The sequence below is a fragment of the Ideonella margarita genome (assembly GCF_038066635.1).
Lineage (GTDB): Bacteria > Pseudomonadota > Gammaproteobacteria > Burkholderiales > Burkholderiaceae_C > Ideonella > Ideonella margarita.
In genome coordinates, this window is sequence record NZ_JBBUTI010000020.1 from 1 (window position 1) to 19807 (window position 19807).

Here is a 19807-nt window from a genome sequence, read left to right on the forward strand (position 1 = left end):
CGATGCTCCTGCACCAAGCGCACAGCGCGCTCGCGGACCTCAGGTGAGAACTTGTTCGACTTGTTCATGGCTCCATCTTCTCAAGAGTTGGAGCCTCCTGAAAACCCGGGGCGCTTCAAGGAAGCACTGCATGTACGACGAGAGCTGGGTTTGGCCAACTTCTCGGAGCTCGATGCCCTGTTCAACTATGTCTACTGGAAGGAAGATGAGGACGACGACGTGGATGCATAGGCTCAATGCGACAGAGCGCATCTCAGGGGCGTCCGCCGAGCTTGCTGATAAACCGTCGTCAATGTTCGTGCGCTGCTGATCGCTCCCGGGCTGCCTAACAGCATGTGCTGCCGGCGGAACTGGGTCGGTTGCGGCCGTTCGGCATGCCATGATCGAGTGACCGCGATTGGCCGGGAGCCGTCGCAGGCCGACGACCGCTCCCGGGCTGATTTGCCGTGTCATGGACAGCCCGTCGCATGCTCAAATGGACGATGTCAGCGACGTACCACCCAACGGAGGATAGGCGCCTCAGTTCGCCGCCGCGGAATGCAACCCTCTAGAGACGAAGTGCACGCCGCCCTCAACCGCGCGTTGGACCGGCTGATCGAAATCGACCAGTACCTCCTCGACGCAAACTGCAGCGAGCGGTCGTTGACGCATCGGCTGGCCGTTCATCTTGAGGGTGAGTTCCCGCAGTACAGCGTCGATTGCGAATACAACCGCGACGGCTTTGATGTGAAGCGCTTGCAATTGTCGGAGCGGCAAATACGCGTCTCTGATGAGGACCTTGACGCAGTCACCGTTTTCCCAGATATCGCAGTTCACGTTCGAGGCTCGAATGCTCACAATCTTCTTGTCATCGAGATGAAGAAGGCAGCCGCACGGGCCGACCTCGTCGATTACGATCTTCAGAAACTACATGCTTTCAAGACCCAACTTCAGTATGTTCACGCTGTGCATGTCGTCTTAGGGTACACGCGAGCCCAAGTCCTCACGCGAGAGGTGCATTGGCAGTAGCGCTTGCGTGCACGATTCGATCAGCCGTCTGAACGGTCTTCTATGCCAAGCTGGGTTTACATCATCACCAATGAGGCCGCTCCCGGGCTCTTGAAAGTTGGGTTCACGGATAGAACTCCCGAACAGCGCGCTTCGGAGCTCGGTGCCACTGGATTGCCACTGCCGTACGCAGTGGTCTTTGCGCTTGAAGTTGAAGACGGTCGGGTAATCGAGCGAGTTGCCCATAAAAACCTTGCCCAATTTCACGTTGGCAAAGAGTGGTTCAGCTGTCCAATCGAGACTGCGCGAGATGCGATCGAATCAGCTGCCGGATTCGGCTGCGATGAGTCACACCTCGTTCCAGGTCATGCGCTCGCGCCATACTTTTCTGGGCGCAGTGCACCGCCCAGAAGGCAAAGTCCTCGAGAGGCTTTGGCTCCGCCCCATGAGCAAGACGAAGACGACTCTCCTTATCCGCCCGGGCATCCACTAAGAGGGATGCTGTGATCCGCAGGCAAGGCGCGACGATCAAGTCATTGATGGCCAGCCAACGTCTGCTCCGAAGTCGCTCAAACCGACGATCGAATGGCTGCTGAGGGTCGGTAGTGCCAGTTCGCGGCCGATCAAAGCGGTCGCTCGGCTGCGGCAGAAGCCGCTGCGTCGCGTAGGTGCCCGGTCAGAGGTCCGGAGCGGTCATCGGAGAGGTCAAGCTGCGCAAGACTGCTTTAGGCCAAAGCCGCCGCTCAAGCGCCGATCGCGAACGTCTCAGATCAGTCTGAAGCCGCTAGGCAAGAGCCGGCGGGCAGCTACGCAGCGATTGGCGTCGATCGTCGGCTGCACATGAACTTCCTGTTGACGATCGCGTTGGACGCATCCAATTTGCAGCTTCGTTGTCGGTTCAAGTTGACCCAGCGGAATGGTAGTTCCTCTATGGGATAACGGATACCAAACGATGGGTCAACCGGACGCGAGCCACGCGGGTCAATCGGAGGCGATCATCAACAAGACCAACCCAAGTAAATTGCCACAGAGCCCAAAGGTCCGTTGCGAGCGAAGTTCTCAGTGTGACGACACAGGGGTCGCCACAAACCTCGACACAGCCTGCCAGAAAGCACAAAGCCCGCTTGATGCGGGCTTTGCTAAGTGCTTGACAGCACTCATTTTTCTTTGGTTGCGGGGGCAGGATTTGAACCTGCGACCTTTGGGTTATGAGCCCAACGAGCTACCAGACTGCTCCACCCCGCGACTGAAGAATCAATTATGGCACGGTTTTGCCGTCAGAGTCCAGCTTTCTTCAAAGTTTCTGAAAAGTCTTCCGGCGACTGGTAGCCAACGAGGCGTGCCGAGCGAACTTCCTCGCCGGTGGCATTGAAGAAGATCGTACCGGGCGGGCCGAAGAGCTGGAAGCGTTTCAGCAGCGCTTTGTCATCATCGGTGTTGGCGGTGACGTCTGCCTTGAGCAGCAGCGTCGAGGCCAAACGCGCCTGGATGGCCGGCTCGCTGAAGGTGAACCGTTCCATTTCCTTGCATGACACGCACCAGTCGGCATAGAAGTCGAGCATGACCGGCTTGCCACCTGAGGCCGCAATCGCCTGATCGAGCTCAGCGACGCTGCGAACCGGCTGGAACTTCAAACCGGCATTGTGGGCAGCGGCGCTTTCGACACCGGCGCGTGCGAGGCGATGCAGCGGCTGCAACGGGTCGGTGGCGCCGGAGGCAACACCCACCAGCTGGAGTACGCCCATCGTCAAGGCAGCCACGCCCGCAGCCCGCTGCAGCCACAAACGGGGCGTGCTGCTGTGCGGGTGCGCGTCGAAGGGCCGCAGCATGAACGCCACCACCAGCAGCAGGGCCGACCACCCCATCAGCACCAAGGCGCTCGGCAGAATCGGCTGGACGATCCACAAAGCCACGGCCAGCAAGAGCAAGCCAAAGAACCGCTTCACGGCATGCATCCAGGCACCGCTGCGTGGCAGCAATGTGCCTGCGGAGGCGCCGAGCAGCAGCAGCGGCACGCTCATGCCCCAGGCGAGCGCAAACAATGCGCTGCCCGCCAGGGTGACGTCTCGCGTCTGGCTCAGGAACACCAGCGCGCCGGCCAGCGGGCCGGTCACGCATGGGCTCACGATCAAGGCGGAAAGGCCACCCATCAGGAACACACCCAGCCATTGCCCGCCGGGCAGGCGTCGCGAGGCACCATCGAGGCGTGTCGCCAGGGCACTGGGCAGGCGAAGCTCGTAGACGTCGAACATGGACAGCGAGAGCAGCACGAGCAGCAGGCCGAATGCGGCCAGCACACCGGGCTTCTGCAGCGCGGCAGCCAGGCCCTCACCGGCCAGGCCCGCAGCCACGCCGAGCGCGGTGTACACCAACGACATGCCCAGCGAATAGGCAAACGCCATTGCAAAACCGCGCTTGCGGCTCACTTGGCCACCGCCCGCAATGATGGACGAGAGGATGGGCAACATCGGCAGCACGCAGGGCGTGAACGCCAGTAGCAGGCCCATGACCCAGAAAGCGCCGACCGTGGTCCACCACGAGCCTGAGCGCAAGACGCGCTCCACATCACTCAGCGAGCCTGAGCCCGTGGCGCCGTTAGCATCGTTTTGCGCTCCCGTGGCACCGGCGAGTACGCCGGGGATGCCGCCAGGCGCCACAGACGAAGTAGAGGACTGATCTGCCGCGTTCTCGCCGCCTTCGGCCTTTGGCGCCACCGTCTGGTTTCCGCCATAGCCTGCGAGGGACACCACCAGCGTTCGCGACAGCGGTGGGTAGCAGAGGCCGGCGTCCGCGCAGCCTTGCAGCGTGACGTCCAGGTCGATCTTGGCTCCGGCCTGCGTGACAGGCAGCACCACCTCCAGCGAGTCCCGGTAGGTCTCCACTTCTTTCTGGAAGTTGGCGTCGAACTTCACCTTGCCCTTGGGCAAGGCTGGTTCACCCAAGGTACCTGCCACAGCGGCAAACTGGAACTTGTCACGGTACAGGTAGTAGCCCGGCGCGATGTCGAAGCGCAGACGCACGGCCTTGTCACCCTCGGGCACACCCGACAGCTTGAACGCCTGCTCCGGCTCGAGGAAATCAGCCGCAGCGACGCCGAAGGTACTGAACAGCGCGCTGAAGGCCATCAACGCGATGGCGAGCAACGAACGCAGGTGAGATTTGTGTGACAGCAACATGTTCTCTGGGACGCGTTGCGGCTCGCGCAGTTCCGGCGCAGAGCCAAAAACAAAAAAGGGCCGGTGTTGACCGGCCCTTTCAGGGTGTGCCTTGCAGGCGAGGGCCGAGGCCCGGCAGCGATTACTCGGCTGCGCCTTCTTCAGCAGCAGCCTGGGTGTCAGGACGGTCCACCAGTTCGACGAAGGCCATCGGCGCATTGTCGCCAACACGGAAGCCCATCTTCAGGATACGGGTGTAGCCGCCCGGACGAGCGTTGTAACGCGGGCCCAGTTCGTTGAACAGCTTGGTGACCACATCGCGGTCGCGCAGGCGAGCGAATGCCAGACGACGGTTGGCCAGGGTCGGGGTCTTGGCCAGCGTGATGAGGGGCTCAACAACGCGGCGCAGTTCCTTGGCCTTGGGGACCGTGGTCTTGATGGCTTCGTGCTTCAGCAGCGAAACCGACATGTTGCGCAGCATGGCTGCACGGTGTTCGCTGGTGCGATTGAGTTTACGGAGACCGTTACGGTGACGCATGGTGCTTTTCCTTTCTTTATAGAACCCCGGCCGGATCAGGTACCGGGGCTTGCACGTTGCGGACGGCGCTGTGCCGCCCGCCTTTTCAACAGTTCAAGCTCAGCGCTTGTCCAGGCCTTGCGGCGGCCAGTTTTCGAGACGGGCGCCCAAGGTCAGGCCACGCGAGGCGAGGACTTCCTTGATTTCGTTCAGCGACTTGCGACCCAGATTCGGGGTCTTCAGCAGCTCGGTTTCGGTGCGCTGGATCAGATCACCGATGTAGTAGATGTTCTCGGCCTTCAGGCAGTTCGCAGAACGAACCGTCAGCTCGAGCTCATCCACAGGACGCAGCAGGATCGGATCAAACACGGCCGAGCTCTTGGCTGCCGGCTCACCGAAGGTGGCGATGTCGCCAGCATCCAGTTGAGCGAAGACAGCCAGCTGCTCCACCAGGATCTTGGCCGATGCACGGATCGCTTCCTCAGGCGAGATGGCGCCGTTGGTTTCGATTTCCATGACCAGCTTGTCCAGGTCGGTACGCTGCTCGACGCGGGCGTTTTCGACGGCGTAGCTCACGCGCTTGACCGGCGAGAACGAAGCGTCCAGAACGATACGGCCGATCGACTTGGTCGGCTCGTCAGCGTAGCGGCGCATCGTGCCCGGCACATAACCACGGCCCTTTTCGACCTTGATCTGCATGTCCAGCTTGCCGCCTTGGGCCAGGTGGGCGATGACGTGATCAGGGTTCACGACTTCGACGTCGTGCGGGGTCTGGATATCGGCAGCGGTGACAGGGCCCTCGCCTTCCTTGCGCAGCACCAGCGTGACTTCGTCACGGTTGTGCAGGCGGAAGACCACGCCCTTCAGGTTCAGCATGATGTGCACGACGTCTTCAGCCACGCCGTCGATGGCCGAGTACTCGTGGAGCACGCCAGCGATGGTGACTTCGGTCGGTGCATAACCCACCATCGACGACAGCAGAACGCGACGCAGCGCGTTGCCGAGCGTATGACCGTAACCGCGCTCAAAAGGCTCGAGAGTGACCTTGGCACGATGGCCGCCGAGCGGCTCAGCAACGATGGCTTTGGGTTTCAGCAGATTGGTTTGCATTTAAGTCCTGTTCCTCTCAATACCCTCGGCTCGTTACACCGATAAGGCTGACGGACCACGCCGGAAGCGAAAAAACCCGCCACGGAACCGGCATGCCGCAGCGGGGTGACATCGAAGCCGCGCACTGCGGGGCTTCGACAATCTCATCAACGCGAATACAACTCAACGATCAGCGATTCGTTGATTTCAGCGCCGAACTCATCACGGTCCGGAGCCTTCTTGAAGGTGCCTTCGAGCTTGGTGGCGTCAACCGACACCCAAGCCGGCAGACCGATCGACTCAGCCAGCTTCAGCGAGTCAGCCACGCGCAGCTGCTTCTTGGCCTTTTCACGGATGGCGACCACGTCACCAGCCTGAACCTGGTACGACGGAATGTTCACGACGATACCGTTCACGGTCAGCGCCTTGTGCGAGACCAGCTGACGTGCTTCAGCGCGGGTCGAGCCGAAGCCCATGCGGTAAACCACGTTATCCAGGCGCGATTCCAGCAGAACCAGCAGATTGGCACCGGTGCTGCCCTTGCGGCGGTCGGCTTCAGCGAAGTAGCGGCGGAACTGACGCTCGAGGACGCCGTACATGCGCTTGACCTTCTGCTTTTCACGCAGTTGCAGGCCGAAGTCCGACGTGCGCGAACCCGAAGTGCGGCCGTGCTGGCCGGGCTTCGATTCGAACTTGCACTTGTCGCTGATGGCGCGGCGTGCGCTCTTCAGGAACAGGTCGGTGCCTTCACGGCGGGAAAGTTTGGCCTTGGGGCCGAGATAACGTGCCACGTTGTTTCCTTTGATCTGTCATCTGACGCACCAACTCCTGCGCTTTCGAGCAATTGAAGATGCGCGAGTCTGGCGAGTGTTGTTCTGGCGCTCAGACGGTGGGCTTGGAGTCAAAACGGCCAGCGGTGATTCATCACAGCTGGCTGTCTGGGTAACTCTCAATTGTAGCAGGGCGGCAAGCGCCCCGCCCAATCAGATACGACGACGCTTTTGCGGGCGGCAGCCGTTGTGCGGGATCGGGGTGATGTCCGAGATCGAATTGATCCGGATACCCAGCGATGCCAGCGCACGAACCGACGACTCACGGCCAGGGCCTGGGCCCTTGATCCGCACGTCGAGGTTCTTGATACCTTGTTCTTGAGCTGCGCGGCCAGCGACTTCAGCGGCCACCTGGGCTGCGAAAGGCGTGGACTTGCGTGAGCCCTTGAAACCTTGACCACCCGACGAAGCCCAGGACAGCGCGCCGCCCTGACGATCGGTGATGGTGATGATGGTGTTGTTGAACGACGCGTGCACGTGAGCGATACCGTCCGCAATGTTCTTGCGGACCTTCTTGCTCACACGGCGCGAGGCGGAGTTGGCAGGTGACTTGGCCATGACTTGGTCTCTTCAGGTTGCGGTGCGAGCTTACTTCTTCAGCGCTGCTGCACCCTTGCGCGGACCCTTGCGGGTACGTGCATTGGTACGGGTGCGCTGACCACGCATCGGCAGACCGCGACGATGGCGGAAACCGCGATAGCAGCCCAGGTCCATCAGGCGCTTGATGTTCATCGAGGTTTCGCGACGCAGGTCGCCCTCGATGGTCAGCTTGCCCACTTCTTCCCGGATCTTCTCCAGGTCGCCGTCCGTCAGATCCTTGATCTTCTTGGACAGGGGAATACCGACCGTTTCGCAGATCTTCTGCGCCGTCGTACGGCCGATGCCGTAGATGTAGGTCAGGCCAATTTCCGCGTGCTTTTGCGGCGGAATGTTGATACCAGCAATACGTGCCATTATGCTTCCTTCGATTCGCTGTCAGCGCTCGCGCTCAACCCTGACGCTGCTTGTGGCGCGGGTCGGTGCAGATCACGCGAACCACGCCGTTGCGGCGGATGATCTTGCAATTGCGGCACATCTTCTTCACAGATGCTGCGACTTTCATGATCTTCTCCTAAACCTTCTCTTACGCTCAACTCGCCCGAACACGTTGCGAGCGCGACTCAAATTTTTCGGTTGATGCGTGATGGCCACTTAGCATCAGCAGGCCACCTCGCACCACCCTCGTCCAACTCAGGCTGAGCTTGCAACAGCTCAACTTGCCTTGAAATTCGCCTTTTTCAGCAGCGATTCATACTGCTGACTCATCACATACGACTGGACCTGGGCCCAGAAGTCCATCGTCACCACCACGATGATCAGCAGCGAAGTGCCACCGAAGTAGAAGGGAACGTTGTACTTCAGAACCAGGAATTCCGGCAGCAGGCAGACCAGCGTGATGTAGATCGCACCAGCCAGCGTCAACCGCGACAGGATCTTGTCGATGTGCTTGGCCGTCTGTTCACCAGGACGAATCCCGGGAATGAATGCACCGCTCTTCTTCAGGTTGTCCGCAGTTTCCCGGCTGTTGAAAACCAGGGCGGTGTAGAAGAAGCAGAAGAACACGATCATCGCAGCATAAAGCATCACGTAGATCGGCTGCCCTGGAGACAGCGCCCCAGAGATGTCCTTCAGCCAGCGCATGCCTTCACCCGTGGCGAACCAACCCACCACCGTTGCCGGCAGCAGAATGATCGACGAGGCAAAGATCGGCGGGATCACGCCAGACATGTTCAGCTTCAGAGGCAGGTGCGACGATTGACCGCCGTACACCTTGTTGCCCACCTGACGCTTCGCGTAGTTGACGAGGATTTTCCGTTGACCGCGCTCAACGAACACCACAGCAAACGTCACGGCGATCACGATCGCGATGATGAACAGGCAGGCAATGATGCTCATCGCACCAGTGCGGACCAGCTCAAACAGACCGCCGATGGCGTTGGGCAAACCTGCCGCAATGCCGCCGAAGATCAGGATCGAGATGCCATTGCCCAAGCCACGCTCGGTGATCTGCTCACCCAACCACATCAGGAACATCGTGCCGGCCACCAGGCTGACGACCGCAGTGACGCGGAAGCCAACACCAGGCGACAACACGAGGCCTTGCGAACCTTCCAGCGCCATGGCAATGCCGAGGGACTGGAAAAGGGCCAGCAGAAGCGTGCCGTAACGGGTGTACTGGGTGATCTTGCGACGTCCAGACTCGCCTTCCTTTTTCAAGGCTTCGAGACTGGGCACCACATACCCCATCAACTGCATGATGATCGATGCCGAGATGTACGGCATGATCCCCAGTGCGAACACCGTGAACCGCGACAGCGCGCCACCCGAGAACATGTTGAACAGGTTCAGGATGCCGCCCTGCTGACCTTGGAACAAGGCCTGCAGCTGCTGCGGATTGATGCCCGGCACCGGAATGTGTGCACCGATGCGGTAGACCACGAGCGCCAGCAACAGAAAGACCAGTCGACGACGGAGGTCGCCAAACTTGCCAGTCTTGGCCAGCTGATTCGGGGAGGTTGCCACGAGCGTGGGTGTCCTTGACGAGTTCAGTCTCAGGCCAGCGAACCGCCAGCGGCTTCGATGGCAGCCTTGGCACCGGCGGTAGCGCCGATACCAACCAGGGCCACCTTCTTGCTCAGCTCGCCCGACTTGATCACCTTCACGTTCTTCACGTTACGGGCGACCAGGCCAGCAGCCTTCAGCGCTGCCAAGCTGACTTCCACCATTTCCAACGCTTGCAGTTCACCCAGGGTGACCTCACCGTTGTACTTCAGCAGAGCCGACTTGAAACCGCGCTTCGGCAGACGACGCTGCAGCGGCATTTGACCGCCTTCGAAGCCAACCTTGTGGTAGCCGCCGGCACGGGACTTTTGGCCCTTGTGACCGCGACCGGCCGTCTTGCCCAGACCCGAGCCGATGCCGCGGCCGACACGGCGCTTGGCATGCTTGGCACCGGAGGCCGGCTTGATGGTATTGAGTTGCATGTTGCTTTTCCTTTGTCGTCCGGGCGCTTACAGCACCTGAACCAGGTAGGAAATCTTGTTGATCATGCCGCGCACCGAAGGGGTGTCTTCCAGCACGGATTCGCTGTTGAGGCGACGCAGGCCCAAGCCACGCACCGTGTCACGGTGCGACTGCTTGCAGCCGATCGGGCTCTTGACCAGCTTGACCTTGACGGTCTTCTTGGCTTCAGTCATTGAGGTTCTCCTGCTCGGCTCAGTTGAAGATTTCTTCAACAGACTTGCCGCGCTTGGCAGCAACTTCCGCCGGCGTGGTCGAGCGCTTCAGTGCGTCCAGAGTGGCGCGCACCATGTTGTAGGCGTTCGAGGTACCGTGGCTCTTGGCGACGATGTCGGTCACACCCAGCACTTCGAGGACAGCGCGCATCGGGCCGCCGGCAATGATGCCGGTACCAGCCGGAGCCGGCATCATCAGAACGCGGGCCGCGCCGTGCTCACCGATCACCTGGTGGTGAATGGTGCCGTTGCGCAGATTGACCTTGATCATGTTGCGACGAGCGGACTCCATGGCCTTCTGCACCGAAACCGGCACTTCCTTGGCCTTGCCCTTGCCCATACCAACACGGCCATCGCCGTCACCAACCACGGTCAGCGCTGCGAAGCTGAGGGTGCGACCACCCTTGACCACCTTCGTAACGCGGTTGACCGCGATCATCTTTTCCTTCAGACCGTCGTCATTGCCTTCGGCCTGAGCGCGAGGTTGAAACTTTGCCATTTCTGTATTCCTTTGGCGCGACGATCAGAACTGAAGGCCGGCTTCGCGAGCAGCCTCAGCCAGCGCCTTGACGCGGCCGTGGTACGCAAAACCTGCACGGTCGAAAGCCACCTTCTCGACGCCAGCTGCCTTCGCCTTTTCGGCGACCAGCTTGCCAACCAGGGCGGCTGCAGCGGTGTTGCCACCGTTGCCCGACAGCTGTTCGAGCACTGCCTTCTCGGCGGTGGACGAAGCTGCCAGCACCTTGGTGCCGTCGTCGGAGATGACGGAGGCGTAGATGTGCGTGTTCGAGCGGAAGACCGTCAGACGAGCGACGCCTTGCTTGGCGATGCGCTCGCGCGTTTGGCGCGAACGACGCAGACGCTGTTCTTTCTTGTTCAGCATGGTGTCGCTCCTTACTTCTTCTTGGTCTCTTTGATGACCACGCGCTCGTCAGCGTACCGGATGCCCTTGCCCTTGTAGGGCTCAGGCGGACGGATCGCGCGGACTTCTGCGGCGAGTTGACCAACCACTTGACGGTCGGCACCCTTGATCAAAATTTCGGTCGGGGTGGCGGTAGCCACAGAGATGCCAGCAGGCATTTCCTTGACGACCGGATGCGAGAAACCGATTTGCAGGTTCAGCTTCTGACCTTGAGCCTGGGCACGGAAGCCCACGCCAACCAGGGTCAGCTTCTTCTCGAAGCCCTTGCTGACGCCGTTGACCATGTTGTTCAACAGCGCACGCATGGTGCCGCTCATTGCATTTGCTTCAGCCGAATCATTGGCCGGAGCAACTTGCAGGAAGCCACCTTCGTTCTTGATGGTGACCAGGGCGTTCGCGCCACGCACCAGGGTGCCATTGGCGCCCTTGATGGTGATTTGATCAGCCGCGATCTTGACGTCCACACCTTGCGGGACGGCGACGGGCATTTTACCAACGCGGGACATATGCTCAGCTCCTTCCCGTTATGCGACGTAGCAAAGCACTTCGCCGCCGACACCGGCTGCGCGCGCCTTGCGATCGGTCATCACACCCTTGGGGGTGGTGACGATGGCAACGCCCAGGCCGTTCATGACCTGAGGAATGGCGTCACGGCCGCGATAGATGCGCAGGCCAGGACGGCTCACGCGCTCGATGCGCTCGATGACCGGACGGCCGGCGTAGTACTTCAACGAAATTTCGAGTTCGTTCTTGCCGCTGTCACCCTTGATGGCGAAGGCATCGATATAGCCCTCGTCCTTCAGCACCTGTGCAATGGCCACTTTCAGCTTCGAAGCGGGCATCGTCACCGATGACTTCTCAACTGCCTGCGCATTGCGGATGCGGGTCAGCATGTCGGCGATAGGATCACTCATGCTCATGGTGTTTTCTCCTGTTCGCCTAAATTACCAGCTGGCCTTGATCACGCCAGGGATGTCACCCTTGAAAGCGAGATCACGGATCTTGCTGCGTGCCAGACCAAACTTGCGGAACGTGCCACGCGGACGACCAGTCAGTTCGCAACGATTGCGCAGACGGGTCGGATTGGCGTTGCGGGGCAGCTTCTGGAGTTCGAGACGAGCGGCGTAGCGCTCTTCTTCGGACTTCTTCGAGTTGTCGATGATGGCCTTCAGCTCAGCGTACTTGCGAGCGTACTTGGCGACCAGCTTCTCGCGCTTTTCTTCGCGCTGAATGAGGGAAAGTTTTGCCACAGGTCACCTCAGTTCTTGAACGGGAAGCGGAACGCAGCGAGCAGCGCCTTGCACTCGTCGTCGGTCTTCGCGGTGGTCGTGAAGGAAATGTTCATGCCACGGATCGCGTCGATCTTGTCGTACTCGATTTCCGGGAAAATGATCTGTTCCTTGACGCCGATGTTGTAGTTGCCACGACCATCGAACGAACGGCCCGAGATACCGCGGAAGTCACGCACGCGGGGCAGAGCCACGGTGACGAAACGATCCAGGAATTCGAACATGCGGGCGCCACGCAGGGTCACCATGCAGCCGATAGGCACGCCGTCACGGATCTTGAAACCCGCGATAGCCTTCTTCGACTTGGTAACCACGGGCTTCTGGCCTGCGATCTTGGTCAGGTCGCCAACGGCGTGATCCATGACCTTCTTGTCAGCAACGGCTTCGCTCACACCCATGTTCAGGGTGATCTTGGTCAGACGCGGCACTTCCATGACCGACTTGTAGCCAAACTTGGCAACCAGGTCGGGGACTACCTTTTCTTGGTAGTACGCCTGCAGTCGTGCGACGACTGCGGCTTTTTCTTGTTGACTCATGCTGGATACCCCGCCTTAAGCCTTGATCTCTTCACCGCTGGACTTGAACACGCGGACCTTCTTGCCATCGGCCAGGGTCTTGATGCCCACGCGATCGCCCTTGCCGGCGGCTGCGTTCCAGATGGCAATATTGGATTGGTGAATCGGCATCGTCTTGTCGATCACGCCACCGGTGGTGCCCTTCATCGGGTTCGGCTTGACGTGCTTCTTGACCATGTTCACGCCATCGACGACGACATGGTCTTCGTCAACGCGCAGGGTCACCGTGCCGCGCTTACCCTTGTCACGGCCCGTCAGGACCACGACTTGGTCGCCTTTGCGAATCTTGTTCATCGCGTTTCCTTTATATCGTGGCGGCGCTCAGAGCACCTCAGGCGCCAGCGACACGATCTTCATGAAACGCTCGGAACGCAGTTCACGCGTCACCGGGCCGAAGATGCGGGTGCCGATCGGCTCCAGCTTGGCATTGAGCAGAACGGCGGCGTTGCCGTCAAACTTGACGAGCGAGCCGTCTTGGCGGCGCACACCCTTGGCGGTGCGAACGACGACGGCACTGTAGACCTCGCCCTTCTTCACGCGACCACGGGGGGCTGCTTCCTTGATGCTCACCTTGATGATGTCGCCGATACCGGCATAGCGACGCTTGGAGCCGCCCAGCACCTTGATGCACATGACGGATTTCGCGCCAGTGTTGTCCGCGACGTCAAGCCGCGATTGCATTTGGATCATGTCTGTGTCCCCAACTTGCTCCCGCCGCGCTTGCACCCCCTTGGTGCTGCGTACAACGGTCAGTATTGGGCCCGTCTTGCCGGAATACCTTTGCAGGCAACCAGCCGATTGGGCTGAAACCGGACAACGCCGCGCTCAGGTATCACCAAGTTGGCGCGAGAACAGGTTTTGAGGCCTGAAAACACACTCTTGGCAAATGCAAACGCACCGCTGTCCAGCGAAGCTTTCGATTATGCAGGAGTTGCCGCATTCATGTCAACAACCCACTGCTAACTTTTTCAGCAGCTGCTCAAGCCGCCTTGGCTTGGGCCAGCAGCGTGGCTGCGTCGCTGACCTCGAACTTGCCAGGCGCTTCGATGTTGAGCGTGCGAACGACGCCGTCCACCACCAGCATCGAATAACGCTGCGAGCGCAGACCCATGCCGCGCGCGACCAGGTCGAGCGTCAGACCGGTGGCCTTGGTGAAATCAGCCGAGCCGTCGGCCATCATGCGGACCTTGCCGGCCGTTTGCTGCTCCCGACCCCAGGCACCCATGACGAACGCGTCGTTCACCGACACGCACCAGATCTCGTCAACGCCGGCAGCCTTGAACTCCTCGGCGTGAGCCACGTAACCCGGCACATGCTGGGCCGAGCAGGTCGGCGTGAAGGCGCCAGGCAACGCGAAGATGGCGATCTTCTTGCCCGCGGTCACGGTTGCGATGTCGAAGGCGTTCGGGCCGAGGCTGCAGCCCTCGCCCTCGACTTCGATGAATTCGTGGAGGCTACCTGCGGGCAGCTTGTCGCCAATCTTGATCATGATGATGTTGGTGGGTTGAAAACGAAAAAAGCCGGAGCGCCAGTATTCCAGCGTTCCGGCTCCAGGCCGATCACAGGGTTGTTCACCCTGCAAGGATCAGCGCGAGATCAGACCAGGCGAGCCTTCTCGACCAGACGGGTCACAACCCAGTTCTTGGTCTTCGACAGCGGACGGGTCTCGGCGATTTCGACGGTGTCACCCATGTGGTAGTCACCGTTTTCGTCGTGAGCGTGGTACTTGCGCGAACGCGCCACGATCTTGCCGTACAGCTCGTGCTTGACGCGACGCTCGACCAGGACCGTCACGGTCTTGGAACGCTTGTCGCTGACCACGCGGCCAACCAGAGTCCGGGTGTTGGTGGTCTTGGCTTCTTGAGCTTGCGTCATTGCGCGGCCCCCTTCTTCTTCTCGGCCAGGATGGTCTTGGCGCGAGCGATGTCGCGGCGGACATTGCCCAGCTGAGTGTGGTTCGTCAGCTGTTGGGTGCCCTTTTGCATGCGCAGGTTGAAGTGCGCACGCAGGAGGTCAGTGACTTCCTTTTCGAGCGCAGCCACATCCTTGGCTCGCAGTTCAGTTGCTTTCATGATGCTTTCCTTCCTCAGGCGCCGATCTGGCGGGCCACGAAGGTGCAACGCAACGGCAGCTTTGCAGCGGCCAGCGTGAACGCTTCACGAGCCAGCGCTTCGGGAACGCCATTGATTTCGTAGAGCACCTTGCCCGGCTGAATTTCAGCCACGTAGTACTCCGGGTTGCCCTTACCGTTACCCATACGGACTTCAGCCGGCTTTTGCGAGATCGGCTTGTCCGGGAAGATACGGATGAAGATGCGGCCACCGCGCTTGATATGGCGCGAGATGGCACGACGAGCTGCTTCGATCTGGCGAGCAGTCAGACGACCACGCTCAGTGGCCTTCAGACCGAAATCACCGAACGACACGGCAGCGCCACGAGTGGCGACGCCAGTGTTACGGCCCTTCTGTTCCTTGCGGTACTTGCGACGTGCTGGTTGCAGCATGCTTATTCTCCTTTGCCTTCGCCAGCAGCGACGACCTTGCGGACGCGCTTGGCAGCCGGCGCGCCAGCGTCAGCAGGCTTGTCGCCAGCCGGACGGGCAGCACGGTCACCACCTGCCGGACGGCCGCGGCCAGCCGGAGCACCAGGACGTGCGTTGCGACGCGGACGACGGTCGTCTTCTGCGCCAGCCGGGGTGTTGATCACCGGAGCATCGCCATTGGCGAGACGGTCACCACGGTACACCCACACCTTCACGCCGATCACGCCGTACGTCGTCTTGGCTTCGGAGAAGCCATAGTCGATGTCAGCCTTCAGGGTGTGAAGGGGCACGCGGCCTTCGCGGTACCACTCGCAACGAGCGATTTCGATGCCGTTCAGACGACCCGAAGACATGATCTTGATGCCTTGGGCGCCCAGACGCATCGCGTTCTGCATCGCGCGCTTCATGGCGCGGCGGAACATGATGCGCTTTTCCAGCTGCTGGGTGATCGAGTCGGCGATCAGCTGAGCATCGACTTCAGGCTTGCGCACTTCTTCGATGTTCACGGCCACCGGCACGCCCAGACGCTTGGTCAGTTCGGCCTTCAGGTTCTCGATGTCTTCACCCTTCTTGCCGATCACCACACCCGGACGGGCGGAGTAAATCGTGATGCGGGCGTTCTTTGCAGGACGCTCGATCAGGATGCGGGAGACAGCGGCGTTCTTCAGCTTCGCCTTCAGAAACTCGCGAACGTCCAGATCTTCAGCCAGCATCGTGGCGAAGTTCTTGTTGTTCGCATACCAGCGCGACGCCCAGGCACGGGTGACGGGCAGGCGGAAGCCGGTCGGATGGATTTTTTGTCCCATGGTCTTCCTTAGTTCCCCACGGTCACGTAGATGTGGCAAGTACCCTTGCTGATGCGATTGCCACGACCCTTTGCACGGGCCGAGAAACGCTTCAGCGTGGTGCCTTGCTCCACGTAGATCGACTTGATCTTCAGGTCGTCAATGTCAGCGCCGTCATTGTGTTCGGCGTTGGCGATGGCGCTTTCCAGCGCCTTCTTGACGATACCGGCGGCCTTCTTCTGCGTGAATGCCAGGATGTTCAAGGCTTGGTCGACCTTCTTGCCGCGGATCAGGTCAGCCACGAGGCGACCCTTGTCAGCGGAAAGACGGACGCCACGAACGATTGCTTTGGTTTCCATCGTCGTGTCCTTTACTTCTTGGCCTTCTTGTCCGCAGGGTGACCCTTGAACGTACGGGTCAGTGCGAACTCGCCGAGCTTGTGGCCAACCATCTGGTCGGTCACATACACAGGCACGTGCTGCTTGCCGTTGTGCACAGCAATGGTCAGGCCGATGAAGTCAGGCAGGATCGTCGAGCGACGCGACCAGGTCTTGATCGGCTTCTTGTCCTTCACGGCGACGGCTTTTTCAGCCTTGGCCAGAAGGTGGTGGTCCACGAAGGGACCCTTCTTGAGTGAACGTGACATGGTGTCCGCGCCTTACTTCTTGCGACGCGAGACGATGAACGTCTGCGTACGCTTGTTGTTGCGAGTACGGTAGCCCTTGGTCAGCGTGTTCCACGGAGACACCGGAGCCTGGCCCTCGCCCGTGCGGCCTTCACCGCCACCGTGCGGGTGGTCAACCGGGTTCATGGCGGTACCGCGAACGGTCGGACGGATGCCCTTCCAGCGGATCGCACCGGCCTTGCCGTACTGGCGCAGGTTGTGCTCTTCGTTGCTCACTTCACCGATGGTGGCGCGGCAATCGATGTGGATCTTGCGGACTTCACCCGAGCGCAGACGCAGCTGAGCGTAGGTGCCTTCACGCGCCATCAGCGTCACCGAAGTGCCAGCCGAACGGGCGATCTGTGCGCCCTTGCCAGGCAGCATTTCAACGCAATGGATGGTCGAACCCACCGGGATGTTGCGGATTGGCAGGGTGTTGCCAGCCTTGATCGGCGCTTCCGAGCCGCTCAGGATGGTTGCACCGACTTCCAGGCCACGCGGAGCGATCACATAGCGACGCTCGCCGTCGGCGTAGCAGACCAGCGCAATGTGGGCGGTGCGGTTCGGGTCGTATTCGATACGTTCGACCTTTGCCGGGATGCCGTCCTTGGTGCGCTTGAAGTCGACCATACGGTAGTGGTGCTTGTGACCACCGCCCTTATGGCGCATCGTGATGTGACCGTTGTTGTTACGGCCAGACTTCTGCTTTTGCGGCTCGAGCAGCGACGCTTCAGGAGCGCCCTTGTGCAGGTGCTTGTGCACCACCTTCACGACGGCGCGGCGGCCGGCGGAGGTTGGTTTGACTTTGACGACTGCCATGATTTACGCGGCCTCCCCGGAGAAGTTCAGCTCTTGTCCGGCCTTCAGCGACACGTACGCCTTCTTGACGTGGTCGCGGCGACCGATGGACTTGCCAAAGCGCTTGACCTTGCCCTTGACGTTCACGACGGCCACGGCTTCAACTTCGACCTTGAACAGCAGTTCAACGGCGGCCTTGATTTCGGGCTTGGTCGCATCGCGCAGGACCTTGAACAGGACCTGGTTGTGCTTTTCAGCGACTTGGGTGGCCTTTTCAGACACCACCGGAGCCAGCAGCACTTGGGCCAGACGGCCCTCACTGAACTTGGCGCTCATGCGAACATCTCCTTGAGCTGCTCGATCGCGGCCTTGGTCACCAGAACCTTCTTGTAGAAGACCAGCGACAGCGGATCGGTGTAACGCGGCTCGATCACCAGCACGTTGGCCAGGTTGCGCGAAGCCAGCGCCAGGTTGTCGTCGACGTTGTCGGCGATCACCAGCACAGATTCCAGGCCCATGGCCTTGAACTTGGCAGCAAGCAGCTTGGTCTTCGGAGCTTCGACGGTCAGCGAATCAACAACTGCCAGACGGCCATCACGGGCCAGCTGGGACAGGATCGCAGCCATGCCGGCGCGATACATCTTCTTGTTGACCTTGTGCGAGAAGTTCTCGTCCGGGCTGTTCGGGAAGGTGCGACCACCCCCGCGCCACAGCGGCGACGACGTCATACCAGCACGAGCGCGACCGGTACCCTTCTGGCGGAAAGGCTTCTTGGTCGAGTGGTGAACGGCTTCACGATTCTTCTGGGCGCGGGTGCCTTGACGTGCGTTGGCTTGATAAGCCACGACGATCTGGTGCACCAGAGCTTCGTTGTAGTCGCGAGCGAACACGGTGTCAGGGGCGTCCACCTTGGAGGTGGCCTGACCTTGTTCATTCAGGAGCTCGAGTTGCATCAGTTGGCTCCCTTCTTGACCTTGACCTTGACGGCGGGTCGCACGACCACGTGGCCGTTCTTCGAGCCCGGCACGGCGCCGCGAACCAGCAGCAGCTGACGCGCTTCGTCGATACGGATGATGTCCAGGTTCTGGGTGGTGACGGTTTCGTCGCCCATGTGGCCAGACATCTTCTTGCCCGGGAACACGCGGCCCGGATCCTGCGCCATCGAGATCGAGCCAGGCACGTTGTGCGAACGGCTGTTACCGTGCGATGCGCGCTGCGATCCGAAGTTGTGACGCTTGATGGTGCCCGTGAAGCCCTTACCGATCGAGGTACCTTGCACGTCCACCTTTTCGCCCAGGGCGAACAGGGTCACGGGCACGGTCGAACCGGGCTTGTATTCGGCAGCCACTTCGGCCGCCACACGGAATTCCTTCAGGACCTCACCGGCTTCCACACCCGCCTTGGCGAGGTGGCCGGCTTCCGGCTTGGTGACGCGCGATGCTTTGCGCGTACCGAACGCCACTTGAATGGCGCTATAGCCGTCGGTCTCAACGGTCTTGACCTGAGCCACGCGGTTGTTGGACACATCGAGCACGGTCACGGGAATGGCATCGCCTTCATCCGTGAACACACGCATCATGCCCACCTTGCGGCCCAGCAATCCGAGGCGATTGCTAAGACTCATGGTTTCTTCTCCGCCCCTATCTCACCTAAGTTTCAAGGGGCTGGGTTTCACAAGTTCGACAACGATTGGCCGAACTGACTAATTGCCTTGGCCACAACACCAGCCTGGCACTGCTTGCGCAGCGACAACCCGGCCCTGAGGCCTCAGCGAAGACGACAAAAGGCGGCCCGAAAGCCACCTTAAGCCGGAAAAGCTGCTGAGTATAAACAGCAACGGGCAAACCCGCAAGTGGTTTGCCCGCTACCGGTCAAGCCTTACTGCAGCTTGATCTCGACGTCCACGCCAGCCGGCAGGTCCAGCTTCATCAGGGCGTCAACCGTCTTGTCGGTCGGATCGACGATGTCCATCAGACGCTGGTGCGTGCGGATTTCGAACTGGTCGCGCGAGGTCTTGTTGACGTGCGGCGAACGCAGGATGTCGAAACGCTCGAAGCGGGTCGGCAGGGGCACGGGACCCTTGACGATGGCACCGGTGCGCTTGGCGGTGTCAACGATTTCCAGAGCCGATTGGTCGATCAGCTTGTAATCGAAGGCCTTCAGGCGGATGCGGATCTTTTGCTTTTGCATGACTGTTCCTTAAAAAGAGCGATGAAGCCGGGGCGACTGTCTCTGCCGCCCCGGCAAGTCATGCAATTACGCGATGATCTTGGCAACCACGCCGGCGCCGACGGTACGGCCGCCTTCACGGATGGCGAAGCGCAGGCCTTCTTCCATGGCGATCGGGGCGATCAGCTTCACGGTGATGCTGACGTTGTC

33 protein-coding genes, 1 tRNA gene and 1 pseudogene are annotated in these 19807 nt (G+C 60.6%); 3 read left to right on the forward strand and 32 right to left on the reverse strand.

What is annotated here, in order from left to right; all coding sequences use genetic code 11:
* From AACH00_RS19445 to AACH00_RS19905, 3 genes and pseudogenes are all read left to right on the forward strand, one after another.
* Positions 1-231 (forward strand): annotated as a pseudogene (locus AACH00_RS19445) (hypothetical protein); the annotation flags it as partial.
* Between the two features lie 327 nt (positions 232-558).
* Entirely contained in the window at positions 559-1008 is a 450-nt protein-coding gene (locus AACH00_RS19450) for a hypothetical protein (protein WP_341400843.1), read from the forward strand.
* Between the two features lie 42 nt (positions 1009-1050).
* Positions 1051-1494 carry a GIY-YIG nuclease family protein gene (locus AACH00_RS19905; RefSeq protein WP_423221967.1) on the forward strand — a complete coding sequence of 148 codons (444 nt, stop codon included), beginning with the start codon at positions 1051-1053 and terminating at the stop codon, positions 1492-1494.
* A gap of 661 nt (positions 1495-2155) precedes the next feature.
* Here AACH00_RS19905 and AACH00_RS19455 read toward each other — a convergent pair.
* From AACH00_RS19455 to AACH00_RS19610, 32 genes are all read right to left on the reverse strand, one after another.
* A tRNA-Met gene (locus AACH00_RS19455) sits at positions 2156-2232 on the reverse strand.
* Positions 2233-2264: 32 nt separating this feature from the next.
* Positions 2265-4163 (reverse strand): protein-disulfide reductase DsbD, encoded by a 1899-nt coding sequence (dsbD, locus tag AACH00_RS19460; RefSeq protein ID WP_341400844.1) that lies wholly within the window; start codon positions 4161-4163, stop codon positions 2265-2267.
* 121 nt (positions 4164-4284) lie between these two features.
* A complete protein-coding gene (rplQ, locus tag AACH00_RS19465; protein WP_341400845.1) occupies positions 4285-4680 on the reverse strand; it encodes a 50S ribosomal protein L17 in 396 nt (131 codons plus the stop codon).
* Positions 4681-4779: 99 nt separating this feature from the next.
* Complete coding sequence (locus AACH00_RS19470; protein ID WP_341400846.1) at positions 4780-5769, reverse strand: DNA-directed RNA polymerase subunit alpha; 990 nt, start codon at positions 5767-5769, stop codon at positions 4780-4782.
* Positions 5770-5915: 146 nt separating this feature from the next.
* Positions 5916-6539: a 30S ribosomal protein S4 gene (gene rpsD / locus AACH00_RS19475; protein WP_341400847.1), complete on the reverse strand. Its 624-nt coding sequence runs from the start codon at positions 6537-6539 to the stop codon at positions 5916-5918.
* A 192-nt stretch (positions 6540-6731) separates the two neighbouring features.
* On the reverse strand, positions 6732-7136 hold the full coding sequence (gene rpsK / locus AACH00_RS19480; RefSeq protein ID WP_341400848.1) for a 30S ribosomal protein S11: 405 nt from the start codon (positions 7134-7136) through the stop codon (positions 6732-6734).
* Between the two features lie 30 nt (positions 7137-7166).
* Complete coding sequence (gene rpsM / locus AACH00_RS19485) at positions 7167-7532, reverse strand: 30S ribosomal protein S13 (protein ID WP_341400849.1); 366 nt, start codon at positions 7530-7532, stop codon at positions 7167-7169.
* A 34-nt stretch (positions 7533-7566) separates the two neighbouring features.
* Positions 7567-7680, reverse strand: a complete 114-nt coding sequence (gene rpmJ / locus AACH00_RS19490) for a 50S ribosomal protein L36 (RefSeq protein WP_028997278.1) — start codon at positions 7678-7680, stop codon at positions 7567-7569.
* A gap of 149 nt (positions 7681-7829) precedes the next feature.
* On the reverse strand, positions 7830-9140 hold the full coding sequence (secY, locus tag AACH00_RS19495; RefSeq protein WP_341400850.1) for a preprotein translocase subunit SecY: 1311 nt from the start codon (positions 9138-9140) through the stop codon (positions 7830-7832).
* 29 nt (positions 9141-9169) lie between these two features.
* Positions 9170-9601 (reverse strand): 50S ribosomal protein L15, encoded by a 432-nt coding sequence (rplO, locus tag AACH00_RS19500; RefSeq protein WP_341400851.1) that lies wholly within the window; start codon positions 9599-9601, stop codon positions 9170-9172.
* Positions 9602-9628: 27 nt separating this feature from the next.
* On the reverse strand, positions 9629-9814 hold the full coding sequence (gene rpmD / locus AACH00_RS19505) for a 50S ribosomal protein L30 (RefSeq protein WP_341400852.1): 186 nt from the start codon (positions 9812-9814) through the stop codon (positions 9629-9631).
* Between the two features lie 19 nt (positions 9815-9833).
* Complete coding sequence (rpsE, locus tag AACH00_RS19510; RefSeq protein ID WP_341400853.1) at positions 9834-10352, reverse strand: 30S ribosomal protein S5; 519 nt, start codon at positions 10350-10352, stop codon at positions 9834-9836.
* A gap of 24 nt (positions 10353-10376) precedes the next feature.
* Positions 10377-10736 carry a 50S ribosomal protein L18 gene (rplR, locus tag AACH00_RS19515; protein ID WP_341400854.1) on the reverse strand — a complete coding sequence of 120 codons (360 nt, stop codon included), beginning with the start codon at positions 10734-10736 and terminating at the stop codon, positions 10377-10379.
* Positions 10737-10747: 11 nt separating this feature from the next.
* The gene (gene rplF, locus AACH00_RS19520; protein ID WP_341400855.1) at positions 10748-11281 is read right to left on the reverse strand and encodes a 50S ribosomal protein L6; all 534 of its coding nucleotides are present in this window, start codon (positions 11279-11281) and stop codon (positions 10748-10750) included.
* An 18-nt stretch (positions 11282-11299) separates the two neighbouring features.
* Positions 11300-11695: a 30S ribosomal protein S8 gene (gene rpsH, locus AACH00_RS19525; RefSeq protein WP_341400856.1), complete on the reverse strand. Its 396-nt coding sequence runs from the start codon at positions 11693-11695 to the stop codon at positions 11300-11302.
* A 24-nt stretch (positions 11696-11719) separates the two neighbouring features.
* A complete protein-coding gene (gene rpsN / locus AACH00_RS19530; RefSeq protein ID WP_341400857.1) occupies positions 11720-12025 on the reverse strand; it encodes a 30S ribosomal protein S14 in 306 nt (101 codons plus the stop codon).
* 8 nt (positions 12026-12033) lie between these two features.
* Entirely contained in the window at positions 12034-12600 is a 567-nt protein-coding gene (gene rplE / locus AACH00_RS19535; protein ID WP_341400858.1) for a 50S ribosomal protein L5, read from the reverse strand.
* Between the two features lie 15 nt (positions 12601-12615).
* Entirely contained in the window at positions 12616-12933 is a 318-nt protein-coding gene (gene rplX / locus AACH00_RS19540; RefSeq protein WP_341400859.1) for a 50S ribosomal protein L24, read from the reverse strand.
* Between the two features lie 27 nt (positions 12934-12960).
* Entirely contained in the window at positions 12961-13329 is a 369-nt protein-coding gene (gene rplN, locus AACH00_RS19545; protein WP_260788821.1) for a 50S ribosomal protein L14, read from the reverse strand.
* A gap of 289 nt (positions 13330-13618) precedes the next feature.
* Positions 13619-14128: a peroxiredoxin gene (locus AACH00_RS19550; protein WP_341400860.1), complete on the reverse strand. Its 510-nt coding sequence runs from the start codon at positions 14126-14128 to the stop codon at positions 13619-13621.
* A gap of 107 nt (positions 14129-14235) precedes the next feature.
* A complete protein-coding gene (gene rpsQ / locus AACH00_RS19555; protein ID WP_341400861.1) occupies positions 14236-14514 on the reverse strand; it encodes a 30S ribosomal protein S17 in 279 nt (92 codons plus the stop codon).
* Entirely contained in the window at positions 14511-14711 is a 201-nt protein-coding gene (rpmC, locus tag AACH00_RS19560) for a 50S ribosomal protein L29 (RefSeq protein ID WP_341400862.1), read from the reverse strand. The genes rpsQ and rpmC overlap by 4 nt, the downstream gene beginning before the upstream one ends.
* 14 nt (positions 14712-14725) lie before the next feature.
* On the reverse strand, positions 14726-15142 hold the full coding sequence (gene rplP / locus AACH00_RS19565; RefSeq protein WP_341400863.1) for a 50S ribosomal protein L16: 417 nt from the start codon (positions 15140-15142) through the stop codon (positions 14726-14728).
* Between the two features lie 2 nt (positions 15143-15144).
* Positions 15145-15987 (reverse strand): 30S ribosomal protein S3, encoded by an 843-nt coding sequence (gene rpsC / locus AACH00_RS19570; RefSeq protein WP_341400864.1) that lies wholly within the window; start codon positions 15985-15987, stop codon positions 15145-15147.
* A gap of 8 nt (positions 15988-15995) precedes the next feature.
* Positions 15996-16325: a 50S ribosomal protein L22 gene (rplV, locus tag AACH00_RS19575; protein ID WP_341400865.1), complete on the reverse strand. Its 330-nt coding sequence runs from the start codon at positions 16323-16325 to the stop codon at positions 15996-15998.
* 11 nt (positions 16326-16336) lie between these two features.
* Positions 16337-16612 (reverse strand): 30S ribosomal protein S19, encoded by a 276-nt coding sequence (gene rpsS / locus AACH00_RS19580; protein ID WP_341400866.1) that lies wholly within the window; start codon positions 16610-16612, stop codon positions 16337-16339.
* Positions 16613-16624: 12 nt separating this feature from the next.
* Positions 16625-17449 (reverse strand): 50S ribosomal protein L2, encoded by an 825-nt coding sequence (gene rplB, locus AACH00_RS19585; protein ID WP_341400867.1) that lies wholly within the window; start codon positions 17447-17449, stop codon positions 16625-16627.
* A gap of 3 nt (positions 17450-17452) precedes the next feature.
* Positions 17453-17764, reverse strand: a complete 312-nt coding sequence (gene rplW, locus AACH00_RS19590; protein WP_341400868.1) for a 50S ribosomal protein L23 — start codon at positions 17762-17764, stop codon at positions 17453-17455.
* A complete protein-coding gene (gene rplD / locus AACH00_RS19595; RefSeq protein ID WP_341400869.1) occupies positions 17761-18381 on the reverse strand; it encodes a 50S ribosomal protein L4 in 621 nt (206 codons plus the stop codon). The genes rplW and rplD overlap by 4 nt, the downstream gene beginning before the upstream one ends.
* On the reverse strand, positions 18381-19052 hold the full coding sequence (gene rplC / locus AACH00_RS19600) for a 50S ribosomal protein L3 (protein ID WP_341400870.1): 672 nt from the start codon (positions 19050-19052) through the stop codon (positions 18381-18383). The genes rplD and rplC overlap by 1 nt, the downstream gene beginning before the upstream one ends.
* Before the next feature lie 254 nt (positions 19053-19306).
* On the reverse strand, positions 19307-19618 hold the full coding sequence (gene rpsJ / locus AACH00_RS19605) for a 30S ribosomal protein S10 (protein WP_341400871.1): 312 nt from the start codon (positions 19616-19618) through the stop codon (positions 19307-19309).
* Between the two features lie 66 nt (positions 19619-19684).
* On the reverse strand, positions 19685-19807 hold a 123-nt coding region (locus AACH00_RS19610), incomplete at its 5' end, for an EF-Tu C-terminal domain-related protein (RefSeq protein WP_479723912.1).

Coding starts and splice junctions, on each gene's coding strand:
- AACH00_RS19905 (WP_423221967.1), top strand. CDS start 1,051: ATGCCAAGCTGGGTTTACATCATCACCAATGAGGCCGCTCCCGGGCTC.
- dsbD (WP_341400844.1), bottom strand. CDS start 4,163: ATGTTGCTGTCACACAAATCTCACCTGCGTTCGTTGCTCGCCATCGCG.
- rplQ (WP_341400845.1), bottom strand. CDS start 4,680: ATGCGTCACCGTAACGGTCTCCGTAAACTCAATCGCACCAGCGAACAC.
- AACH00_RS19470 (WP_341400846.1), bottom strand. CDS start 5,769: ATGCAAACCAATCTGCTGAAACCCAAAGCCATCGTTGCTGAGCCGCTC.
- rpsK (WP_341400848.1), bottom strand. CDS start 7,136: ATGGCCAAGTCACCTGCCAACTCCGCCTCGCGCCGTGTGAGCAAGAAG.
- rpsM (WP_341400849.1), bottom strand. CDS start 7,532: ATGGCACGTATTGCTGGTATCAACATTCCGCCGCAAAAGCACGCGGAA.
- rpmJ (WP_028997278.1), bottom strand. CDS start 7,680: ATGAAAGTCGCAGCATCTGTGAAGAAGATGTGCCGCAATTGCAAGATC.
- rplO (WP_341400851.1), bottom strand. CDS start 9,601: ATGCAACTCAATACCATCAAGCCGGCCTCCGGTGCCAAGCATGCCAAG.
- rpmD (WP_341400852.1), bottom strand. CDS start 9,814: ATGACTGAAGCCAAGAAGACCGTCAAGGTCAAGCTGGTCAAGAGCCCG.
- rpsE (WP_341400853.1), bottom strand. CDS start 10,352: ATGGCAAAGTTTCAACCTCGCGCTCAGGCCGAAGGCAATGACGACGGT.
- rplR (WP_341400854.1), bottom strand. CDS start 10,736: ATGCTGAACAAGAAAGAACAGCGTCTGCGTCGTTCGCGCCAAACGCGC.
- rplF (WP_341400855.1), bottom strand. CDS start 11,281: ATGTCCCGCGTTGGTAAAATGCCCGTCGCCGTCCCGCAAGGTGTGGAC.
- rpsH (WP_341400856.1), bottom strand. CDS start 11,695: ATGAGCATGAGTGATCCTATCGCCGACATGCTGACCCGCATCCGCAAT.
- rplE (WP_341400858.1), bottom strand. CDS start 12,600: ATGAGTCAACAAGAAAAAGCCGCAGTCGTCGCACGACTGCAGGCGTAC.
- rplX (WP_341400859.1), bottom strand. CDS start 12,933: ATGAACAAGATTCGCAAAGGCGACCAAGTCGTGGTCCTGACGGGCCGT.
- rplN (WP_260788821.1), bottom strand. CDS start 13,329: ATGATCCAAATGCAATCGCGGCTTGACGTCGCGGACAACACTGGCGCG.
- AACH00_RS19550 (WP_341400860.1), bottom strand. CDS start 14,128: ATGATCAAGATTGGCGACAAGCTGCCCGCAGGTAGCCTCCACGAATTC.
- rpsQ (WP_341400861.1), bottom strand. CDS start 14,514: ATGACGCAAGCTCAAGAAGCCAAGACCACCAACACCCGGACTCTGGTT.
- rpmC (WP_341400862.1), bottom strand. CDS start 14,711: ATGAAAGCAACTGAACTGCGAGCCAAGGATGTGGCTGCGCTCGAAAAG.
- rplP (WP_341400863.1), bottom strand. CDS start 15,142: ATGCTGCAACCAGCACGTCGCAAGTACCGCAAGGAACAGAAGGGCCGT.
- rpsC (WP_341400864.1), bottom strand. CDS start 15,987: ATGGGACAAAAAATCCATCCGACCGGCTTCCGCCTGCCCGTCACCCGT.
- rplV (WP_341400865.1), bottom strand. CDS start 16,325: ATGGAAACCAAAGCAATCGTTCGTGGCGTCCGTCTTTCCGCTGACAAG.
- rpsS (WP_341400866.1), bottom strand. CDS start 16,612: ATGTCACGTTCACTCAAGAAGGGTCCCTTCGTGGACCACCACCTTCTG.
- rplB (WP_341400867.1), bottom strand. CDS start 17,449: ATGGCAGTCGTCAAAGTCAAACCAACCTCCGCCGGCCGCCGCGCCGTC.
- rplW (WP_341400868.1), bottom strand. CDS start 17,764: ATGAGCGCCAAGTTCAGTGAGGGCCGTCTGGCCCAAGTGCTGCTGGCT.
- rplD (WP_341400869.1), bottom strand. CDS start 18,381: ATGCAACTCGAGCTCCTGAATGAACAAGGTCAGGCCACCTCCAAGGTG.
- rplC (WP_341400870.1), bottom strand. CDS start 19,052: ATGAGTCTTAGCAATCGCCTCGGATTGCTGGGCCGCAAGGTGGGCATG.
- rpsJ (WP_341400871.1), bottom strand. CDS start 19,618: ATGCAAAAGCAAAAGATCCGCATCCGCCTGAAGGCCTTCGATTACAAG.